The sequence below is a fragment of the Candidatus Spyradosoma sp. SGI.093 genome, assembly GCF_050314555.1.
GTDB lineage: Bacteria > Verrucomicrobiota > Verrucomicrobiia > Opitutales > UBA953 > Spyradosoma.
The window spans coordinates 32,008-48,730 of record NZ_JBNPNH010000010.1 but is presented as its reverse complement, the minus strand read 5'-3'; the positions used below and the strand labels follow the sequence as shown (position 1 = coordinate 48,730).

At 61.4% G+C, this 16,723-nt stretch carries 11 protein-coding genes; 4 read left to right on the top strand and 7 right to left on the bottom strand.

Features of this window, described 5'->3' with window-relative positions; genetic code table 11:
• Positions 1 to 17 precede the first annotated feature (17 nt).
• From galK to ACQREB_RS08270, 3 genes are all read left to right on the top strand, one after another.
• Positions 18 to 1,166 carry a galactokinase gene (galK, locus tag ACQREB_RS08280; protein WP_427767591.1) on the top strand — a complete coding sequence of 383 codons (1,149 nt, stop codon included), beginning with the start codon at positions 18 to 20 and terminating at the stop codon, positions 1,164 to 1,166.
• 274 nt (positions 1,167 to 1,440) lie between these two features.
• Positions 1,441 to 2,016, top strand: coding sequence for a hypothetical protein (locus ACQREB_RS08275; protein WP_427767588.1), 576 nt, complete (start codon positions 1,441 to 1,443; stop codon positions 2,014 to 2,016).
• 136 nt (positions 2,017 to 2,152) lie between these two features.
• The gene (locus ACQREB_RS08270; RefSeq protein ID WP_427767586.1) at positions 2,153 to 6,583 is read left to right on the top strand and encodes a beta strand repeat-containing protein; all 4,431 of its coding nucleotides are present in this window, start codon (positions 2,153 to 2,155) and stop codon (positions 6,581 to 6,583) included.
• Between the two features lie 941 nt (positions 6,584 to 7,524).
• Here the strand turns inward: ACQREB_RS08270 and proS are convergent.
• Positions 7,525 to 9,054: a proline--tRNA ligase gene (gene proS, locus ACQREB_RS08265; RefSeq protein ID WP_427767584.1), complete on the bottom strand. Its 1,530-nt coding sequence runs from the start codon at positions 9,052 to 9,054 to the stop codon at positions 7,525 to 7,527.
• A gap of 355 nt (positions 9,055 to 9,409) precedes the next feature.
• Here proS and ACQREB_RS08260 point away from each other — a divergent pair, with 355 nt between their 5' ends.
• On the top strand, positions 9,410 to 10,285 hold the full coding sequence (locus ACQREB_RS08260) for a hypothetical protein (protein ID WP_427767582.1): 876 nt from the start codon (positions 9,410 to 9,412) through the stop codon (positions 10,283 to 10,285).
• An 830-nt stretch (positions 10,286 to 11,115) separates the two neighbouring features.
• On the opposite strand, the gene pheA is transcribed toward ACQREB_RS08260, so the two are convergent.
• From pheA to ACQREB_RS08230, 6 genes are all read right to left on the bottom strand, one after another.
• Positions 11,116 to 12,186, bottom strand: a complete 1,071-nt coding sequence (pheA, locus tag ACQREB_RS08255; protein ID WP_427767580.1) for a prephenate dehydratase — start codon at positions 12,184 to 12,186, stop codon at positions 11,116 to 11,118.
• 49 nt (positions 12,187 to 12,235) lie between these two features.
• Positions 12,236 to 13,075 (bottom strand): SMC-Scp complex subunit ScpB, encoded by an 840-nt coding sequence (gene scpB / locus ACQREB_RS08250; protein WP_427767578.1) that lies wholly within the window; start codon positions 13,073 to 13,075, stop codon positions 12,236 to 12,238.
• Positions 13,076 to 13,160: 85 nt separating this feature from the next.
• Positions 13,161 to 13,958 (bottom strand): enoyl-ACP reductase FabI, encoded by a 798-nt coding sequence (locus tag ACQREB_RS08245; RefSeq protein WP_427767576.1) that lies wholly within the window; start codon positions 13,956 to 13,958, stop codon positions 13,161 to 13,163.
• A gap of 65 nt (positions 13,959 to 14,023) precedes the next feature.
• Entirely contained in the window at positions 14,024 to 14,434 is a 411-nt protein-coding gene (locus ACQREB_RS08240) for a GxxExxY protein (protein ID WP_427767574.1), read from the bottom strand.
• 37 nt (positions 14,435 to 14,471) lie between these two features.
• A complete protein-coding gene (locus ACQREB_RS08235) occupies positions 14,472 to 14,912 on the bottom strand; it encodes a 3-hydroxyacyl-ACP dehydratase FabZ family protein (RefSeq protein WP_427767572.1) in 441 nt (146 codons plus the stop codon).
• Positions 14,913 to 15,357: 445 nt separating this feature from the next.
• The gene (locus ACQREB_RS08230) at positions 15,358 to 16,698 is read right to left on the bottom strand and encodes a hypothetical protein (RefSeq protein WP_427767570.1); all 1,341 of its coding nucleotides are present in this window, start codon (positions 16,696 to 16,698) and stop codon (positions 15,358 to 15,360) included.
• Positions 16,699 to 16,723 lie beyond the last annotated feature (25 nt).

Genomic DNA, 16,723 nt, shown 5'->3' with positions numbered 1-16,723 from the left:
TTTCATTACCCTAAGTCATGATCAAGGAATACTTCAAATCTCAGTTCAACTGCGAACCGACGGCGGTCGCCCAGGCTCCGGGCCGTCTCGAATTCATCGGCAATCACGTCGACTACAACAAGGGCGTCGTCATGGGCGTCGCCATCGAAAACCACATCACCGTCGCGGTCTCGATGCGCGACGACGACGAAATCCACATGGCTTCCGAAGGTCTGCGCTGCTTCGGCAAGGTGAAGCTCTCCGAAGTCGCCCTGCAGGAAAAGAAACAGAAATTCATGAACTACCCGCTCGGCGTCTTCGCGATGCTCCGCGAGGCGGGCATGAAGGCGGACAAGGGCTTCAACCTCGCGGACACCTCGACCGTGCCGACGGGAGCGGGCGTCAGCTCCTCCGCGGCGATCGAGCTCGCGACCGCCTACGCGCTCTGCAAGCTTTACGACTTCCCGCTTTCCAAGATCGACACCGTCCGCATCGGCAAGGCGGCGGAAAACAATTTCGTCGGCATGCCCTGCGGCATTCTCGACCAGGGCGTCTCCGGCTTCGGCGAAAAGGACGCCATCGTCCGCATCGACTGCAAGGCGGAAGAATTCTCCACGCTGCCGCTCCCGGCGGGAACGTATTTCTGGGTCTTCAATTCCGGCGTGAAGCACGCGCTCGTCGCCGGCGACTACGCGAAGCGCCACGCCTCCTGCATGGAGGCCGCCGAAACGCTCGCGAAATACGACCCGAAGATCACCTGCCTCGCGGACGCCGAAGCCAGCGCCGTCGAAGCGAACAAGTCCAAGCTCTCGCCGGAGACCTTCAACCGCGCGATGCACGTCGTCTGCGAAAACCGACGCGTCCATGAAATGGAACGCGCGCTCGCCGTCGGCGACCTCGAGGCCGTCGGCGACCTGATGAAGGCTTCGCACATGAGCTCGCGCTTCCTCTTCGAAAACTCCTGCAAGGAAATCGACTTCCTCGTCACCGAGCTTTCCGCGCAGAAGAACGTGTACGGCGCGCGCCTTTCCGGCGGCGGCTTCGGCGGCATCGCCATCGCGCTCACGAACGAAAACTTCTCCGAAGCCCAGGCGAAGGAAGTCGCGGAAAAATTCCACGCGAAATTCGGCGCGTTCCCGAAGTTCTTCCGCACGACGACCGGTCCCGGCGCCGGCCTCGTCGAGTGACGGAACTCCCTCCCGAAAAACTCCCGCGCCTCCCGCGGGAGTTTTTTTGCGCCCGGAGCAGGAGGCGACATTCCTGCCGCTTTTCGAAATCTGCCCGCACAAACTTCCCTTTAAGCTTTTCTAAACACAGAGGAACAGAAAAACAGAGGAACGGAAAGGAGGGTAAGCGTCTCGCTTGCCCTCGAAATCCGCCCGCACAAACTTCCCTTTAAGCGTTACCCCTTAAGCTTTAAGCTTTTTCCGCGCCCCGACGGGGCGAAACAAACGTAACCCCATGCGCGCGGCGAAGCGCGCGCTTGGGGAACAACCCGCACATGCGCCGCGCCTGAAAGGCGCAACCTCCCGAAACGTTCGACGGTTTCTCGGCGCGGCGTTCCCGCGAGGCAGTTGCGCTTTTCAAGCGCGTGTGGGCTTGCGGGCGCAGCCCCAAGCGGCGTCGCCGCATGGGGTTATTTCTGTTTCGCATTTCATGCGGGAACGCGCTTCGGGAGCAAAGAGAGATTTGCCCGAAGCGACATGGCTCCACGCTTCGCTCACTTGTCGCTTCTCGAAATCCGTCTGCACAAATTTTCTTTTGGGGAAGCGATCTTTCCAGTCGCTTCATCGAAATCCGCAGAGGCAAATTTTTTTGAACCGGGAAGGAACAGAAGAGAAAAAAGCCTTTTATAGGAGGGTAAGCGTCTCGCTTGCCCTCGAAATCTTCCCGCAGAAACTTTTCTTTAAGTCGTTCTTTCTCCGCGGGAGATTTTTTCTTGCGTCCGCGCGGCGGGAAGCCGAAAATCTCCTGCAGTTTAACACAAAACACCAAGAAAAATTCCGCGAACGCCCCGAAAAGGCTTCGCCGCACTAAGAAACAATCATGATCCGCAAAAGCAGTTTTCCGCTGCCTTCGTCGCGTCGCGTTCCCGCGCGTCGCGGGCTTTCGCGCGCCCGTGCCTCATGATTTTTCGCCCCTTTTCAAAATTCAAAAAACACTAAGAAAAATCATGAAAAACTCAAAATTACTCCTCACCTCCCTCCTCGCCGCCGCGAGCGCCCTTAGCGTTCCCGCGTTCGGCGCAGGAAGCGCCGACACGATTCTGATCAACTTCACAGGCGGAAGAAGCGACACCGACGCCGTTTCTGTGGACAACGACACCGAGAACGGCATGTGGAACAACGAAGACGGCGCAAGTCAGTCCACGGCGCAGACGCTCTTCTTTTCCGATGGGACGAATTCTTCCGCGACCATCACGTGGTCGTCCAAGAACACCTATACAACGGGTCTCACTGAAGCCGACGAAGTGCTTACTGGCTACCTCGACGACGGCGACAATCGGGCGCAGATAACAGTCAGCAATATTTCTTATACGGTTTACGACGTCGTTGTTCTCGCCGCGACGGATACCCCGAATGCGAACTTCTCGGCTGTGACCATAAACGGCACAGTTTACACTTCCGCCGGCGGCATCGCCGTCGCGGGCAACGAAGCATGGGGTGTGTCTCAAAATACTACGATTGCTCCGGGTGTGAATTCCATGACGCTTTCGGGAGTTACGGGCGCCTCTCTCTCAATCAAGGGTGGGGCAAGCGCTAACAGTGCTACAACCCGCGGCGGCATCGCGGGCGTTCAGATCTTTAACCAGACGGGACGGATTTGGGGCGCGACGCTCTCGGGAGACGTCAATTGGGGCGACATTTCCTGGTCGTGCACGGACGGCACGGAACCGGAAGCCAAGGCGTGGAGCGCCATTACGGCGGACAATCTCACGGCGGATTTCTCCGGTACGGGAACGGTCACCGTCGGAGCGGAAGGCGTGACGCTCAATCGCCTGCGTGTTTTGAGCGGAACGACTACGCTCGCGGGCGGAACCGTGACGTTCAATGGTTTCCAAAACGAAATCAATGTTCTTTCCGGCGCGACGCTCGCATTGAACGCGGCGGACGTCGCTTTGGGGACGACCGTTTCCGGCGTCAACCTCGTAGGTGCGGGAACGATTAATTTCAAAGACTCCTTTAATTCCGAAACATACGGGAAATTCTCCAATCTCGCATCTTTCTCGGGAACGGTGAAGTTCGACGGCGCGGTGAATCTCGGCACCGACGCGCTCTCTGTTTCTTCCGGAATTCGCGAGTTCGCAGGCGGATTGACGGCGGGGGGCGTGACCGTTGCCGGCGGCACGACGAATTTCAACAGTGCGGCGGAGCTTGGCGGAGTGTACGTCACCGGCGGCACACTGAACCTTTATTCCGCGGTAGAAGTTTCGGGAAACACGTCGGATTCTAAGGGCTTCCGTCAGCAGGGCGGCACGGTCAATCTCGGCGACGGCACGAACGCCGCGTCGCTGACGGTCGTGGATTTTGTAGGTAGCTCCGACGGCAGGGCTAACGGCGAGTTCAACATCAAGAATAATGCCGTGATGACCGTCACGGGAACGAAAACCAATGCGACGGTCGGTTTTGCGCATTCGTTCCAGCTTGCGCACTGGGACGCGACCGAAACCTTCAACGTCGCAGGCGTGCTGAACTTGTCGAACGTCTCGCTCTCCTCCAAAGACGGTACCGGCGTCGTGAACGTCAACGCCGGCGGCGAACTGAATCTTAACGCCGGTCTCGCGATGGCGGTTAACGGCGGCTCCGTCAGGCTCAACTTGTCCGGCGGCACGATGAACATCGGCGCGAGCGGCATCGCGGCCGGGCAGACGCTCAACCTGAACTCCGGCACTATCGGCTCGTTGGCGGACTCGTGGACGTCCTCGCGCGATATGGCGCTCGGCGGCGCGATTGTCGTCGATACGACGAAAAAGATTTACACGGAGGGCGCGGCGGCTGCCGCGACGGCTTCCGGTTCCGAGGTCACTCTCAACGGCGTGCTTTCCGACGCGTCCGAAGCGACCGGCTCGCTGACGAAGCGCGGCGCGGGAACGCTGACGCTCGGCGGCGCGAACACCTACACGGGCGCGACGACGGTCGAGGTGGGAACGCTGGTCGCGGGCAACGCGACGGCGTTCGGTTCAGCCGATACGGCCGCGCTGACGGTGAAGACCGGCGCGGCGGTCAGGGTCGATACAGGCGTTTCTCTGAAAGATCTTACGCTTGAAAGCGGCACGAGGCTTCTGCTCGGAAACCTTGCGGTCGGTGGTACGGCGTTCACGGTTTCCGGGATGGCGTCCGTTGCTGAAAATCTGACGATTGACGTCTTCGGGCTCGCTTCGGGAACCTACACCGTCGTTTCCGGCGGCGGTTCAATCAATTGGTCTTGGCTTGATGCGTCGGACTTCGTTTTGAGCGGCACTCACCAGACGATTTCAAACATCAATACGACTATGTCGTCCTTTACGATTTCCTCCTCGAACATCGACTTGGTTTGGAATGGTACGGACGGCGATAAGTGGAGCAACGGCGGCGAAAAAGTCTGGACGGTCGCGGGCTCGGCGACTGAGTCCGACTTCATGAACGGCGACAACGTGACGTTCGCCAAGGACGCCACCGTGGCGGTCGACGCCGCGGGCGTGACAGCGGGAACTGTGACTATTGCTTCCGGCAAGACGGTTACACTCAAGGGCGGGAACCTCACGGTCAGCGACCGCATTGTGCTCGAAAGCGGTTCTTCGACATTGGCTCTCGGCGCGGGCAGCACGAACAACGCCGTTTCGGGCTCGGGAACGGTCGCCGTGGTCGGAAACGTCGAAGACTTCTTTGGAGATGCCGCTCAATCGACGATTTCTTTGCGCGATGCGGGAGAGGACGCGAAATTCACGGGAACGGTCGAGCTGCGCGGCGTTCAGGCGATCGTCTCGGGCACCAACGCGAGCACGTTCGGCAGCGCGTCGAAAATCGTGCTCAACAGCGCCGCGCTGCATTTCAATAACGCCGCGGCGGATTTCACGAAAGACATCGAAATCAAAGATGGTCAGAACGGTTACATCCGCTCTTATGCAAACAATAAAATCGCTTCGGGGCGGGGCGCGACGATTTCAGGAAACGTGAGCGGCGCGGGAACGCTGACTTCGTCGGACGACGGCGACGTCACGTTCACGGGAACGGTGAACATCGGCGCCTACGTGGGGAACAAAGCCAACGGAATTTCTGTGTTCAATGGCGATTCGACGACTATCGGCACACTGACGGTCAACTCCAGCGTGACGGCGCGTTTTGGCGGCGCGACGGCGACGGTCAACGGGATTTCTTGTGCCGGTACCCTTGAAACGATTGATGGCGCGGGAACTCTGAACGTCTTCGGAACGGCTTCCGTCGGAACATTGCGTGTTGGGGCTGGCACGGTCAATCTCGGCGGGACGTCGACGGGCACGACGACGCTCGCGGCGAACGCGGGAATCCTGAACATCGGTTCGACGTGGAATCTGACGTCGGGCGTCGTTCTCGGCGGCGAAATCAACATCGACGGCGGCACGCTCACGCTTACTGGCAATGACACCAATCATACGGCGACGTTCAACGTCAAGGCTGGCGGTACGCTCAAGGCGACGGGGCACGATTCGTTCCATTACAACAACACCAACGAGCCCGGCGAAATCGTCATGACGGGCGCCGAGGGCAATCTCGCGAAGTTCATCGTCGCGGATAAGAATTCCAACGGTACCGCCGCGAGCCTGACGCTGTCGAAGAACATCACGCTCCATGGCTACACGGAAATTTCGAGCGAAGGGGGCTCGTCGTTCAATTCCTTTGGCGGAAAAATCACCGCCACGGGAACGAACAACACGGTTTCCTCTGCGATTCAACTGCGCAAGGAATTCACGGTCGAAGTGACCGGCGCGGACGACGCTTTGCTGTTTTCCGGGACGTTGAGTGATGCCAACGAATTATACACCAGCGATCGTCCGAAGACGATGGTGAAGACTGGCGACGGCAAGCTGACGCTCTCCGGCGACAATTCGAACTGGACGGGCGGCGCGACGATTTCGACGGGCACGCTCGTCGTCGAGCACGAGAATGCGCTCGGCAGACTTACGGCACAGGTTTTGAACGCCAATTCTAACGTTGATAAAACGCCTGCGAAGATTACGGTCGTGAAGGGCGCGAAGCTGCAGATTTCGACGTCGAACGTGAATCTCGGCACGGCGGAGGGCACGGGCGTCGTGCTCGAACGGGGCGCGAAGCTCGTGATCGATTACGCTAATCTGACTGCGACGGCGGAAAGCACCGCCACGGAAAAGACGTTCGAAATCATGACGGCGGCGGTGTTCTCGATTTACGGAAATACGCTTTCCGCCGGCGACGTGACGAACGACATGGACGGCGCGTGGGAGCTCCTCGGCGGAGATTCCGCGTGGCTCGACAGCGCTAAGTGGACGCTTGCGAACAACACGCTTTCGCTGACGCTGACGATTCCGGAGCCGAGCATGTTCGGGCTGTTGGCGGGGCTCGGGGCGCTCGCGCTCGCGGGAACGCGTCGACGCCGCCGGAAAGCTTGAAGGTTAAAGCTTAGAGCTTAAAGAAAGACGTTCCCGCGGGGAAATCTCGCGGGAGCGTTTTTTTGTGCCGCTTTTGGGGGCGAAGACGTCCACGTCTTCGGCGCGGGGCGTGCGAAAACGAACAGGGATTTCGGGGATTCTAAGGGATTGGATTCACTCCCGCGCCGCGCCCTGCCGGGAGACGGAAAATCAACGCCCCGACGGGGCGGAATTGCCCAGCGTAGGGTTTCAACCCTACGTGACGGACAAAACGAAGCGCGCTGTAAGTGCGCGATTGCGGGAACGCTGCGCGGCGGATGTTCGTCTCCGGGCGCTCGCCCGCCGCGGGAACGAAGACAGGAATGTCTTCGCCCCCATGTTCCCGCATGAAATGCGGAACAAAAATAACCCCATGCGGCGGCGCCGCTTGGGGCTACGCCCGCCAGCTCACACGCGCTTGAAAAGCGCAACTGCCCCGCGGGAACGGCGCGGACGCGAGGCCTCGGACGTCTCGGGAAGTTGCGCCTTTCAGGCGCGGTCGATACGCCGACGTTCCCCAAGCGCGCGCTTCGCCGCGCGCATGGGGTTACGTTTGTTTCGCCCCGTCGGGGCGCGGAAAAAGCTTAAAGGGAAGTTTGTGTAAGCAGATTTCAAAAAGCGACAGGAATGTCGCCTCTCCACTAATTAACTTATCTTTAATTTAAAATCTTTGCGCCTTTGCGTCTTGGCGTCTTGGTGGGAAATTTCTGCGGGAAGGATTTCGAGGAAGCGGCAGGTAAACGAAGCGTGGAGTCATGCCGCCTCTAAAAAACATCCGTGTGCATCCGCGTTCATCCGTGGTTTCAAAAAATCTGCGGAAGTCTGCGGGATCCGCGGGGAAAAAGTTTGTGCGGACGGATTTCGAGGGCAAGCGAGACGCGTACCCTCCTTTCCGTTCCTCTGTGTTTAGAAAAGCTTAAAGCTCAGTACGATTTCGCGAAGACGACGCGGCGCGCGGACGGCTCGCCTGTGAACGGGCACGTGCCGGGCGTCGGCGGGAACGCTTCGTCGTCGAGCGGGACGCAGCGGATCGTGACGTTCAGGTCCGCCTTGATCTGCGCCTCGACTTCCGGCGAGCCGTTCCAGTGGCAGAGCGCGAAGCCGCCGTGCACTTCGGGCTTTTCCTTGTTCTTCGGCGTGAAGAACTCGTAGAACTCTTCCTTGGTGTCGATTTCGCGCGTGTTGTCGGCGCGGAATTTTTTCGCGCGCGCGAGCAGGTTGTCCTGGATTTCCTGCAGCTTCCGCGGGAGCGTCGCGACGAATTCCGCGCGCGGGAACGCCGCCTTTTCGCCCGTGTCGCGACGGCCGACGAAGACTTTGCCCTCGGCGATGTCGCGCGCGCCGACTTCGACGCGCAGCGGAATGCCTTTCTTGATCCAGCCCCAGGTCTTTTCACCGCCGCGCAGGTCGCGGTCGTCGATCGAGACGAGAATCGGCCTCCCGTCGAAGCGCTGCGCGGCGATTTCCGCCTTGAGCGATTCGCAGTAGGCGAGCACTTCGGCGCGCTGCGCGGGATCGCGGTAGATCGGGAGAATCACGACGTGCTGCGGCGCGAGGCGCGGCGGGACGACCATGCCGTCGTCGTCTGCGTGCGTCATGATCATGCCGCCGATGAGGCGCGTCGAGACGCCCCACGAGGTCGTCCACGCGTGCTGCAGCTGGCCGGCTTCGTTCTGGAACTGAATGTTGCAGCTCTTCGCGAAATTCTGCCCGAGGAAGTGCGACGTTCCCGCCTGGAGCGCCTTGCGGTCCTGCATCATCGCTTCGATGCAGAGCGTGTCCACCGCGCCGGGGAAGCGCTCGGACGCCGTCTTGTGCCCGCGGATGACGGGCATCGCCATGTAGTTTTCGGCGAAGTCGGCATAGACATCGAGCATCTTGCGCGTCTCCGCCTCGGCCTCTTCGGCGGTGGCGTGCACGGTGTGGCCTTCCTGCCAGAGAAATTCCGCCGTGCGCAGAAAGAGGCGCGTGCGCATTTCCCAGCGGACGACGTTCGCCCACTGGTTCACGAGAATCGGCAGGTCGCGGTAGCTCTGCACCCACTTCGAATACGTCGCGCCGATGATGGTCTCCGACGTCGGGCGCACGATGAGCGGCTCTTCGAGCTCGCCCGCGGGAACGAGTCTGCCGCTGCCGTCCGCCGCGAGCCGCGAGTGCGTGACGACGGCGCATTCCTTCGCGAAGCCTTCGACGTGCTCGGCTTCCTTTTCGATGAAGCTTTTCGGAATGAAGAGCGGGAAATACGCGTTGACGTGCCCGGTCGCCTTGAACATGGCGTCGAGGTCGCGCTGAATGTTTTCCCAAAGCGAATAGCCCCAGGGCTTGATGACCATGCAGCCGCGCACGGGAGAGTTTTCGGCGAGGTCTGCGGCCTTGACGACCTGCTGGTACCACTCGGGATAATCTTCGTCCCGGCGCGGAGAAATTGCGGTTTTAGCTGCTTTGGCGCACATGATTGCTTCCTTGGTTGCGTGAAGAAAAAAATGAAAGCGCGAAATCTACCCGCGTTCCCGCCCGAACGCAATTTTGAAAACTGCGGAACAGGGCGCGCGGGGGCGTTCCCGCATTTTCAACTTTTCAATTCGGCGTCGTTGGTTTTTAATGTCGTTTCCGATTTTACGTTCTTTGAACTGCCGGGTTTTCGCGCGCGTTTTTTTTCGCGCGCGCCGCACGAGCGCAGCGCCTTTCGCGCGCCGGCGGCGTTTTCGGCTTCGCGTTCCCGCGCGTCGCCGTTCCCGAGTCCGCGTCCGGCGGACGCTCCCGGTAAGCGAAGACAAAACCAAACCATACAAAAAATACAGCAACAACATGTCAGACAACATCCGAGAAGAGAACGCCGCAGCGCCGGCGGACTCGCCAGAAAGCCCCGCCGCCGGGCTCAACGAAGCGGCGAACGTTCCCCAGGAAAAACCGCACCACGTCGGCCTCGCCGAATCCGCCCTCGAATCGTCGCTCAGCGACGTGCTTCCGCTCAGCCCGATCGGCGGCGAACCCGAAAAATCCAACGACGGAAAATCCGAAAACAAGTTCGGCCGCAACCGCCGCAACCGCAACGCGTCCGCCAAGAAGAACGGCGCCTCCGCGGCGGTGGGCGTCATCGACGATCCCGCGCAGTTCACGGAAACGCTTTCCGGCAACGGTCCGAAGCCGCGGGAACGCCGCCGCGACCGCCAGGAGCGCCGCGAAAAGGCGCCGACGGAAGCCGCTTCCGCCGAACAGCCCGCCGCGCCGGCGTCCGAGGAAGTGCTCCCGCCGAACGCCGCCGTCGCCGAAAAGATTGAAGAGACCCGCCAGGGCGGCAGCTGGCGCGTGCAGGAAAAGCGCGAAAAGAATTTCCGCCACTTCCAGGCGAAATCCGGCGCGCAGTGCCCGAAGCTGATCATCGAGCCGGCCCCGATTCCCGTGCAGGAAGAGGAACCCTCGTTCTGGAGCAAGCTCAAGGCGCGCATCCTTTCGATCTTCGGCGTCGGCAAGAAGAAGCAGAAGAAGAACCGCCACGGGCGCCGTCGCGGCGGCAAGCGCCGCGGCAACCGTCCGTTCGACAAGAAGGATTTCCACGGAAACAATCAGAACGGAAACGGAAAGAAGAACTTCGGCCGCAACCGCAACAGCGGTTTCCGCGGCGGCAACCGCAACGGCGGCGCTTCGCGTCCGCAGGGCGGCAAGCCGGAAAACAACGGCTGAGATCCGTCGGCTTTCCGAAAATCAGAAGCGTTCCCGCGATTCGTTCCGCGGGAACGCTTTTTTTTGAGACGCGGAGGAAGAAAAGCTTAAGGCTTAATGGTTAAAGCTTAAAGGGGAGTTTGCGTTCGAGGATTTCGAGGAAGCGGCAGGTAAGCGAAGCGTGGAGCCATGCCGCTTCGCCCCGGATAAATCTTTCTTTGCTCCCGAAGCGCGTTCCCGCATGAAATGCGGAACAAAAATAACCCCATGCGGCGGTGCCGCTTGGGGCTGCGCCCGCAAGCTCACACGCGCTTGAAAAGCGCAACTGTCCCGTGGGAACGGCTCGGACACGAGGCCTCGGACGCCTCGGGAAGTTGCGCCTTTCAGGCGCGGCGCATGTGCGGGATTTGCCCCAAGCGCGCGCTTCTCCGCGCGCATGGGGTTACGCTTGTTTCGCCCCGTCGGGGCGGTGAAAAAGCTTAAAGCTTAAAGGGAGATTTCTTCGGGAAGGATTTTCGGAGGAAGCAGACTGGTCGTCTTTCGGTAAAAATTCGCGAAATTCGTGCAATTCGTGGATTCAAAAAAAATCTGCGGAAGTCTGCGGGATCCGCGGGGAAAAAAGTTTGTGCAAGCGGATTTCGAGGGCAAGCGAGACGCTTACCCTCCTTTCCGTTCCTCTGTTTTTCTGTTCCTCTGTGTTTAAAAAAGCTTAAAGGGGAGTTTGCGTTCGCGGATTTCGAGGAAGCGGCAAGTAAGCGAAGCGTGGAGCCATGCCGCCTCTCCCCTAAAACTTTTCTTTAACTTTCTTTGACTTTGCGGTCTTTCTTTGCGTCTTGGCGGGAACGGGCGCGTCAGGTGTTCGGGTAGGAGCCGAGGTGTTTGACGTACACGGCGTTTTCCTCCAGCTCGGCGATGGCGGCGCGGACGTTCTCGTTTTCCCAGGAGCCGATGAAGTCGATGAAGAACATGTATTCCCAGGCGCGGGCGCGGGCGGGGCGCGATTCGATGCGCGCGATGTTGAGCGAGCGCTTCGAGAACGGTTCGAGCGCGCGCTGCAGCGAGCCGGGCGTGTTCTTCACGAAAATCACGATGCTCGTCTTTTCCTCGCAGAGCGTGCACGGCGGATTCGTCTTTTTGCCGATCACGAGGAAGCGCGTCACGTTCACGCCGGGATTCTGCACGGCGTGTTCGAGCACGGGAACGCCGCGCATTTCGGCGGCGATCGCGCTCGCGACGGCGGCGACGCTCGGATCCTTCGCGGCGCATTCGACGGCGGCGGCGGTCGAGTCCGTCGGCACGAGATCCGCCTGCGGCAGGTGGTGCATCAGCCATTCGGAGCACTGTTCGAGCGCGATGTCCTTGGAAAGCACGCGGCGGACGCCGTCGAGCGTTCCCGCGCAGACGAGGCACTGCTCGATGGGCAGCAGAATCTGCGCGACGATCTTCAGATCCGTTTCCGCGAGCATGTCGAGCGTTCCCGTGACGGCGCCGGCGTTCGTGTTCTCCACGGGAACGACGCCGTAGGCGCATTTGTCGCGCGCTACGGATTCGAAGACTTCCGCGAGCGTGCGCTTGGGAAGCAGCTCGACGCCGCCGCCGAAGTTCTTGCGCGCCGCCTGGTGCGTGAAGGTCCCTTCCGGCCCGAGGTAGGCGATCGGGCGGCGCATCTGCAGCGCGACCGACGCGGAGATGATTTCGCGGTAGATGCCGCGGATGTTCGCGTGCGGAATCGCGAGCTCGGCGGCGAGTTTTTCCAGCTTGCGCAGCAGCTCTTCTTCGCGTTCGGGGACGACGACGTTTTTGCCTTCGCGCGCCTTGTTTTCGCCGATGATCTTCGCGCAGTCCTGGCGCTGCGCCAGCAGGCGGACGATTTGCGCGTCGATGGCTTCGATGTCTTCTCGGGCTTCGGAAATGCTTTTCATTGAGAGAGAGGATTGGGGGAAATTTTTTCGTAAGGGCGCGGGAACGCGGTCACGCGGCGGGCTCGGGCGGAGGCGTCGCGTCGGCGGCGTCCGCGGGCGCGGGAGCGTCTTCGAGAGCCGCGATTTCGAGCTGCGCCGCGGGGTGCGCGTCTTCGACGTGCAGCCCGACGTCGGCGTTCGTCGGCCGGTTCGGATTCATCGCCTTCTGAATCCACGCGGAAATCTGCGCGGGCGAAAGCACGTCGGATTCCGGGAGCTCGGAAATCGTCTGCAGTCCGACGAACTCGAGGAATTTCGGCGTCGTCGAAAACTGCGACGGGCGCCCCGGCAGATCCGCGCGTCCGGAGACCGTGATCAGCTCGAGCTCGAGCAGGCGCGAGATCGCGGAATCGACGGAGACGCCGCGCAGCGCCTCCATTTCCGCGCGCGTGACGGGCTGGCGGTACGCGACGATGGCGAGCGTCTCGAGCGCGGCGGCGGTGAGGCGCTGCGGCTTCGGGTCGTTGCGGAGCAGGCGGATCCATTCCGCGTAGTCCGGCGAAATCGTCATGCGGAAACCTTCGGGCCCGACGACGATGCGCGTCGCGTCGCGCGTCTCCTTCATCTCCTGGTTCAGTTCTTCGACCGCCTCGCGGATCTGCGTCGCCGTGAGCAGCGTCGGCACCTGGTTGATGATGTCTTCGATCACGCGCTGTTCCGGTTCGTCCGCGTCGGCGGCGCGTTCCACGGGAACGCCGGCCTCGTCCGTCTCGGGCGCGGTCGCGCGCTGCGCGGATTTTTCGCGCTGTTCGTGGTAACGCGTGACGACGGCCTGAACGTCTTTGATGGAAAGCGGCTCCGAGGTCGAGGCGAGGAGCGCCTTCAGAATCTTCTTCAGATTGAATTCCATGGACGGGAACGTTGCGGATTATTTTTCGGAAACGATAACGGACGCGCGCGCAAAGCTCAAACACGTTCGCGCCGCGGGAACGCGCTCAGAGCTCCGTCGCCTTCGCGACGACGGCCTCGTCGAAGAAGTTCCAGCCCATGCCCGCGTCCACGACGAGCGACTGCGCGTTCACGCCCGACGAACGCGGCGAGAGCAGCCACACGATCGCGTCGGCGACCTCCTGCGTCGTCAGGTTCGCCTTGCGCATCGTGAGCTGCTCGGCGAAGAGGTAGTTCTTCAGATAGCCCGGAATTCCCGCCGAGGCGGACGTCTTCAGCGGGCCCGCGTTCACGGAGTTGAAGCGGATGCCCTGCGCGGAAAACGATTTCGCGAGAAAGCGCGACGCCGATTCGAGCGCCGCCTTGATCGGCGACATGTAGCCGTAGTTCGCCGCCGTCACCTGCGAGGAAATGCCGACGGAGACGACCGCCGCGCCCGCGTTCATGCGCGGCGCGAACGCGCGCGCGAGCTCCACGAGCGAGAACGCCGAAATCGCCGTCGCCTGCAGGAAGTCCGCGCGCTTCGTCTCGTGAAACGGCTTGAAGCCCTCGGAAAAATTCGCGAACGCGATGCTGTGCACGAGCCCGTCCACGTTCCCGAAATCGCGCGCGACGGCGTCCGCGAGCGCGGGAATCTCCTCCTCGCGCTCGACGTCGCAGACGTACACGGGCTTGCCCGCGAGCGGCTTCGCGAGCGCCTCGGCGCGTTCCCGCGAGCGCACGGAATAAATCACCTGCGCGCCCGCCTCTTCGAGCGTCTTCGCCGTGAACCACGCCACGGATTTTTTGTTCGCCATCCCGGTGACGACGATTTTTTTCCCTTCAAGTTTCAGAAAATCGGACATCGTTTTTTTGTTTTCGTTTGGAATCTAAAACCACGGATGAACACGAATCGACACGGATTTCTTCATTAGAGAACGATTCGTTCCCGGGAAAGCCTGGGATTCTTGAAATTGATCAGCATGCCCACGCGGAGTCCCGTCGCCCGAAGATAGTTCAGAATCTGGGCGCGTTCTTCGGCGCAGAACGCGGAAACGCATTTCGCGTCGACGATGATCTTGTCGAAAACGACCAGATCCGGAACGAACTTGCCGACCATGCGCTTTTTGTAAAAGACCGGAAACGCCTTCTGCTGCGCGAACGGAATGCCGTTCAGCGCGAACTCGCAGCAAAGCGCGTTTTCGTAGATTTTTTCGCAGAAGCCGTGTCCGATTTCGTTCAGCACGGCCATCGCGCAGCCGATGATGCGGCGCGCCTCTTCTCCGAAAAGCAGCTTCCCTTCGCCCGGCGCGGGCACGGCGATTTCGTTATCCGTGTCCATTGGTGTTCATCCGTGGTGTTTCGCACCGGATCGGCGGTCATTTTTTCTCGATCATCGCCAACGCGAACTTGATCTGCAGAACGATCTTGCCCGCGCTGCGCACCGTTCCCGTGAGATAGTAGAAGCCCGCGAGCGTTTCCCCGTCCTTCACGTCGATGACGATTTCGTCGCCGGGGAAGACCATGCCCTTGAACTTCGCGTTCTCGATGCGGCAGAGCACGGGCGTGCGGTTCGCGAAATCCGCGTCCCCGCTCGCCTGCGCCTTCTTCACGAGATAGATCGCCGCCGCCTGAAAGACGCTTTCGCAGAGCAGCACGCCCGGCGTGAGCGGCGCGTTCGGATAGTGCCCTTCGTAGAATTTTTCGTCCGCGCGGAACGTGCGGGAACACGTGATGCCGTCCGCGCGGGTCTCGACGACCTTGTCGATGAACAAAAACGGCGGGCGGTGAGGAATGGCCTGGAGAACTTCTTCTGTCATAGCGCGCAAGAGCTTAGCGTTCCCGCGCCGCGGATGAAAGCGCGAAAAACCGCCGCGCGCGGGAACGCCGTCGCGCGCGTCGTTCCGCTCCGCGGAAAACGCCTCAGAAAACGCGCTTTTTCTCCCGGAAACGCGTCCGTTTCCCAAAAGAAAGCGGAAGATTTCCAGGCCGCGATGAAAAAAGTTTCCTTTATTTATGCGGCTTCCAAGGCGGTTTTAAAAATTTTTCAAAAAAGTGCTTGCGCATTTCCCGAAAAAAAGATTTATTCATTCACATAATTTTAAAACTTTTTCTCTCACGTAGTGAGAGATGGGGTAATAAGCAACGAGATATAGAAAATAAAGGCGGGCGGCTTAGGGGTAGGCCGCCCGTCGTCATTTTCTCGAAAAACGACGTTTCGCGCTTCGGTCTGTATGCGGTTCCGGGCGCGGGACGCGGGCGCGCTCAGAACGCGCACGGCGCGAGCGAGGCGGAGCTCATGCCGTGGATGATCTTCTTGTCGGCGGGGCAGACGGTCGCGAGCGCGCCGCCGAGCGTCGTCGAGCCGTCCGGACCGACGAAGTAATACGGGCAGATCCGCGCGCGGCCGAGCGTTTCGCGGCGCGTTCCCGCGTCGTCGAAGACCGCGAAGGGCACGCGCTTCGGCTTGCGGAATTCCTGGAGCACGTAGAGCGAGCCGCGCGCGCCCGCCGAGAGCGCTTCGTCCACCGCCGCCGCCCATTCGGTCTGCGACGCGTCGTTCCCGACCGTCACGCTGCGCGCGCCCCACGCGTTTTCCGCGAATCCGCTCGCCTTGAGCACGAAGTCGCGTTCCCGCCGCGGCGCGCGCGCCAGTTCCTGCCAGTCGCGCATCGGGCGCGGCGCGTGCAGCAGCGCGCCCGCGGGCAGTTCGCCGAGCGGCTCGACGATCCACGTCGCGGGAACGATTCCGCGCAGCGTCCCGAAATGCCGTTCGCCGAGCGCCTCGCGCCAGAACGGTTCCAGGCTCGGGTGGCGGAACAGGGCGAGGGAAAGTTTTTCTTCCTGAAACGCGCGCATCGGCGGCACGACGCGCACGTTCCCGCGTTCCGCCTGCGCCGCGAGCGCCGCCGCGCCGCGGAAGTTCGCCAGGTCGAAAAGCTCGAAGAAGCGGTAGACGACGTCGGCGCGCTTTCCCGCGAAAAAGACGCCCGCGTCCGAGATTTCGAGCTCGTTCGGATCGCAGACTTCGATCGCCGCGCCGCGTTCCCGCCGCAGCGTCTCCGCGAGCCATTCGAATTCCGGACGGTACGTCGCCGCCTCTTCGGAGACCGCGACGACGACGCGCGCGTCCGCGTTCCCGCCGCGGACCGCGTTCAGAAAAAGCTCCGGCATCGCGTCGGCGCAGCCGTAGAGCCGCGCGAGAAACGCCGTCAGCCCGACGCCGCCGGGCACGCTGTCGAGCTCCGTCAGCGCGAAGCCCGTCTCCGTCGCCAGCAGGTCGGGGCGGATGACCGGCGGGAGCGTTCCCGCGAGCGCGGGCGCGCGGCCGTGCGCGAGGAGCTCCGGCGGCTTTCCGCGGTCGAGAATCTCCGCCGCCCACGGAGCGCGGAGCTCGCCGTTGCGGAGCAGATTTTTTCCCGCCGCGCCCGCGAGATAAAGGCGTTCCAGCGCGCGGTAAAACGCCGCGCAGGCGTCGCCGATTTCGCGCAGTCCGCGCGCCGCTTCTTCGGAAAAACGCCACGGCTCCGCGGCGACGCGCCACGTCTTTCCGGAAAAGAGCGGCGTTCCCGCGAGCGCCTCGGAAATCTCTGAAAAGTCCTTCATCGCGCGCGTTCCCGCCGCGTCGCCG

What these genes read in the sequence shown, in the direction of transcription:
- pheA (WP_427767580.1), bottom strand. Translation starts at nt 12,186, where the DNA reads ATGAAAAGCATTTCCGAAGCCCGAGAAGACATCGAAGCCATCGACGCG.
- ACQREB_RS08240 (WP_427767574.1), bottom strand. Translation starts at nt 14,434, where the DNA reads ATGGACACGGATAACGAAATCGCCGTGCCCGCGCCGGGCGAAGGGAAG.
- galK (WP_427767591.1), top strand. Translation starts at nt 18, where the DNA reads ATGATCAAGGAATACTTCAAATCTCAGTTCAACTGCGAACCGACGGCG.
- ACQREB_RS08260 (WP_427767582.1), top strand. Translation starts at nt 9,410, where the DNA reads ATGTCAGACAACATCCGAGAAGAGAACGCCGCAGCGCCGGCGGACTCG.
- ACQREB_RS08275 (WP_427767588.1), top strand. Translation starts at nt 1,441, where the DNA reads ATGCGCGCGGCGAAGCGCGCGCTTGGGGAACAACCCGCACATGCGCCG.
- ACQREB_RS08270 (WP_427767586.1), top strand. Translation starts at nt 2,153, where the DNA reads ATGAAAAACTCAAAATTACTCCTCACCTCCCTCCTCGCCGCCGCGAGC.
- ACQREB_RS08230 (WP_427767570.1), bottom strand. Translation starts at nt 16,698, where the DNA reads ATGAAGGACTTTTCAGAGATTTCCGAGGCGCTCGCGGGAACGCCGCTC.
- ACQREB_RS08235 (WP_427767572.1), bottom strand. Translation starts at nt 14,912, where the DNA reads ATGACAGAAGAAGTTCTCCAGGCCATTCCTCACCGCCCGCCGTTTTTG.
- proS (WP_427767584.1), bottom strand. Translation starts at nt 9,054, where the DNA reads ATGTGCGCCAAAGCAGCTAAAACCGCAATTTCTCCGCGCCGGGACGAA.
- ACQREB_RS08245 (WP_427767576.1), bottom strand. Translation starts at nt 13,958, where the DNA reads ATGTCCGATTTTCTGAAACTTGAAGGGAAAAAAATCGTCGTCACCGGG.
- scpB (WP_427767578.1), bottom strand. Translation starts at nt 13,075, where the DNA reads ATGGAATTCAATCTGAAGAAGATTCTGAAGGCGCTCCTCGCCTCGACC.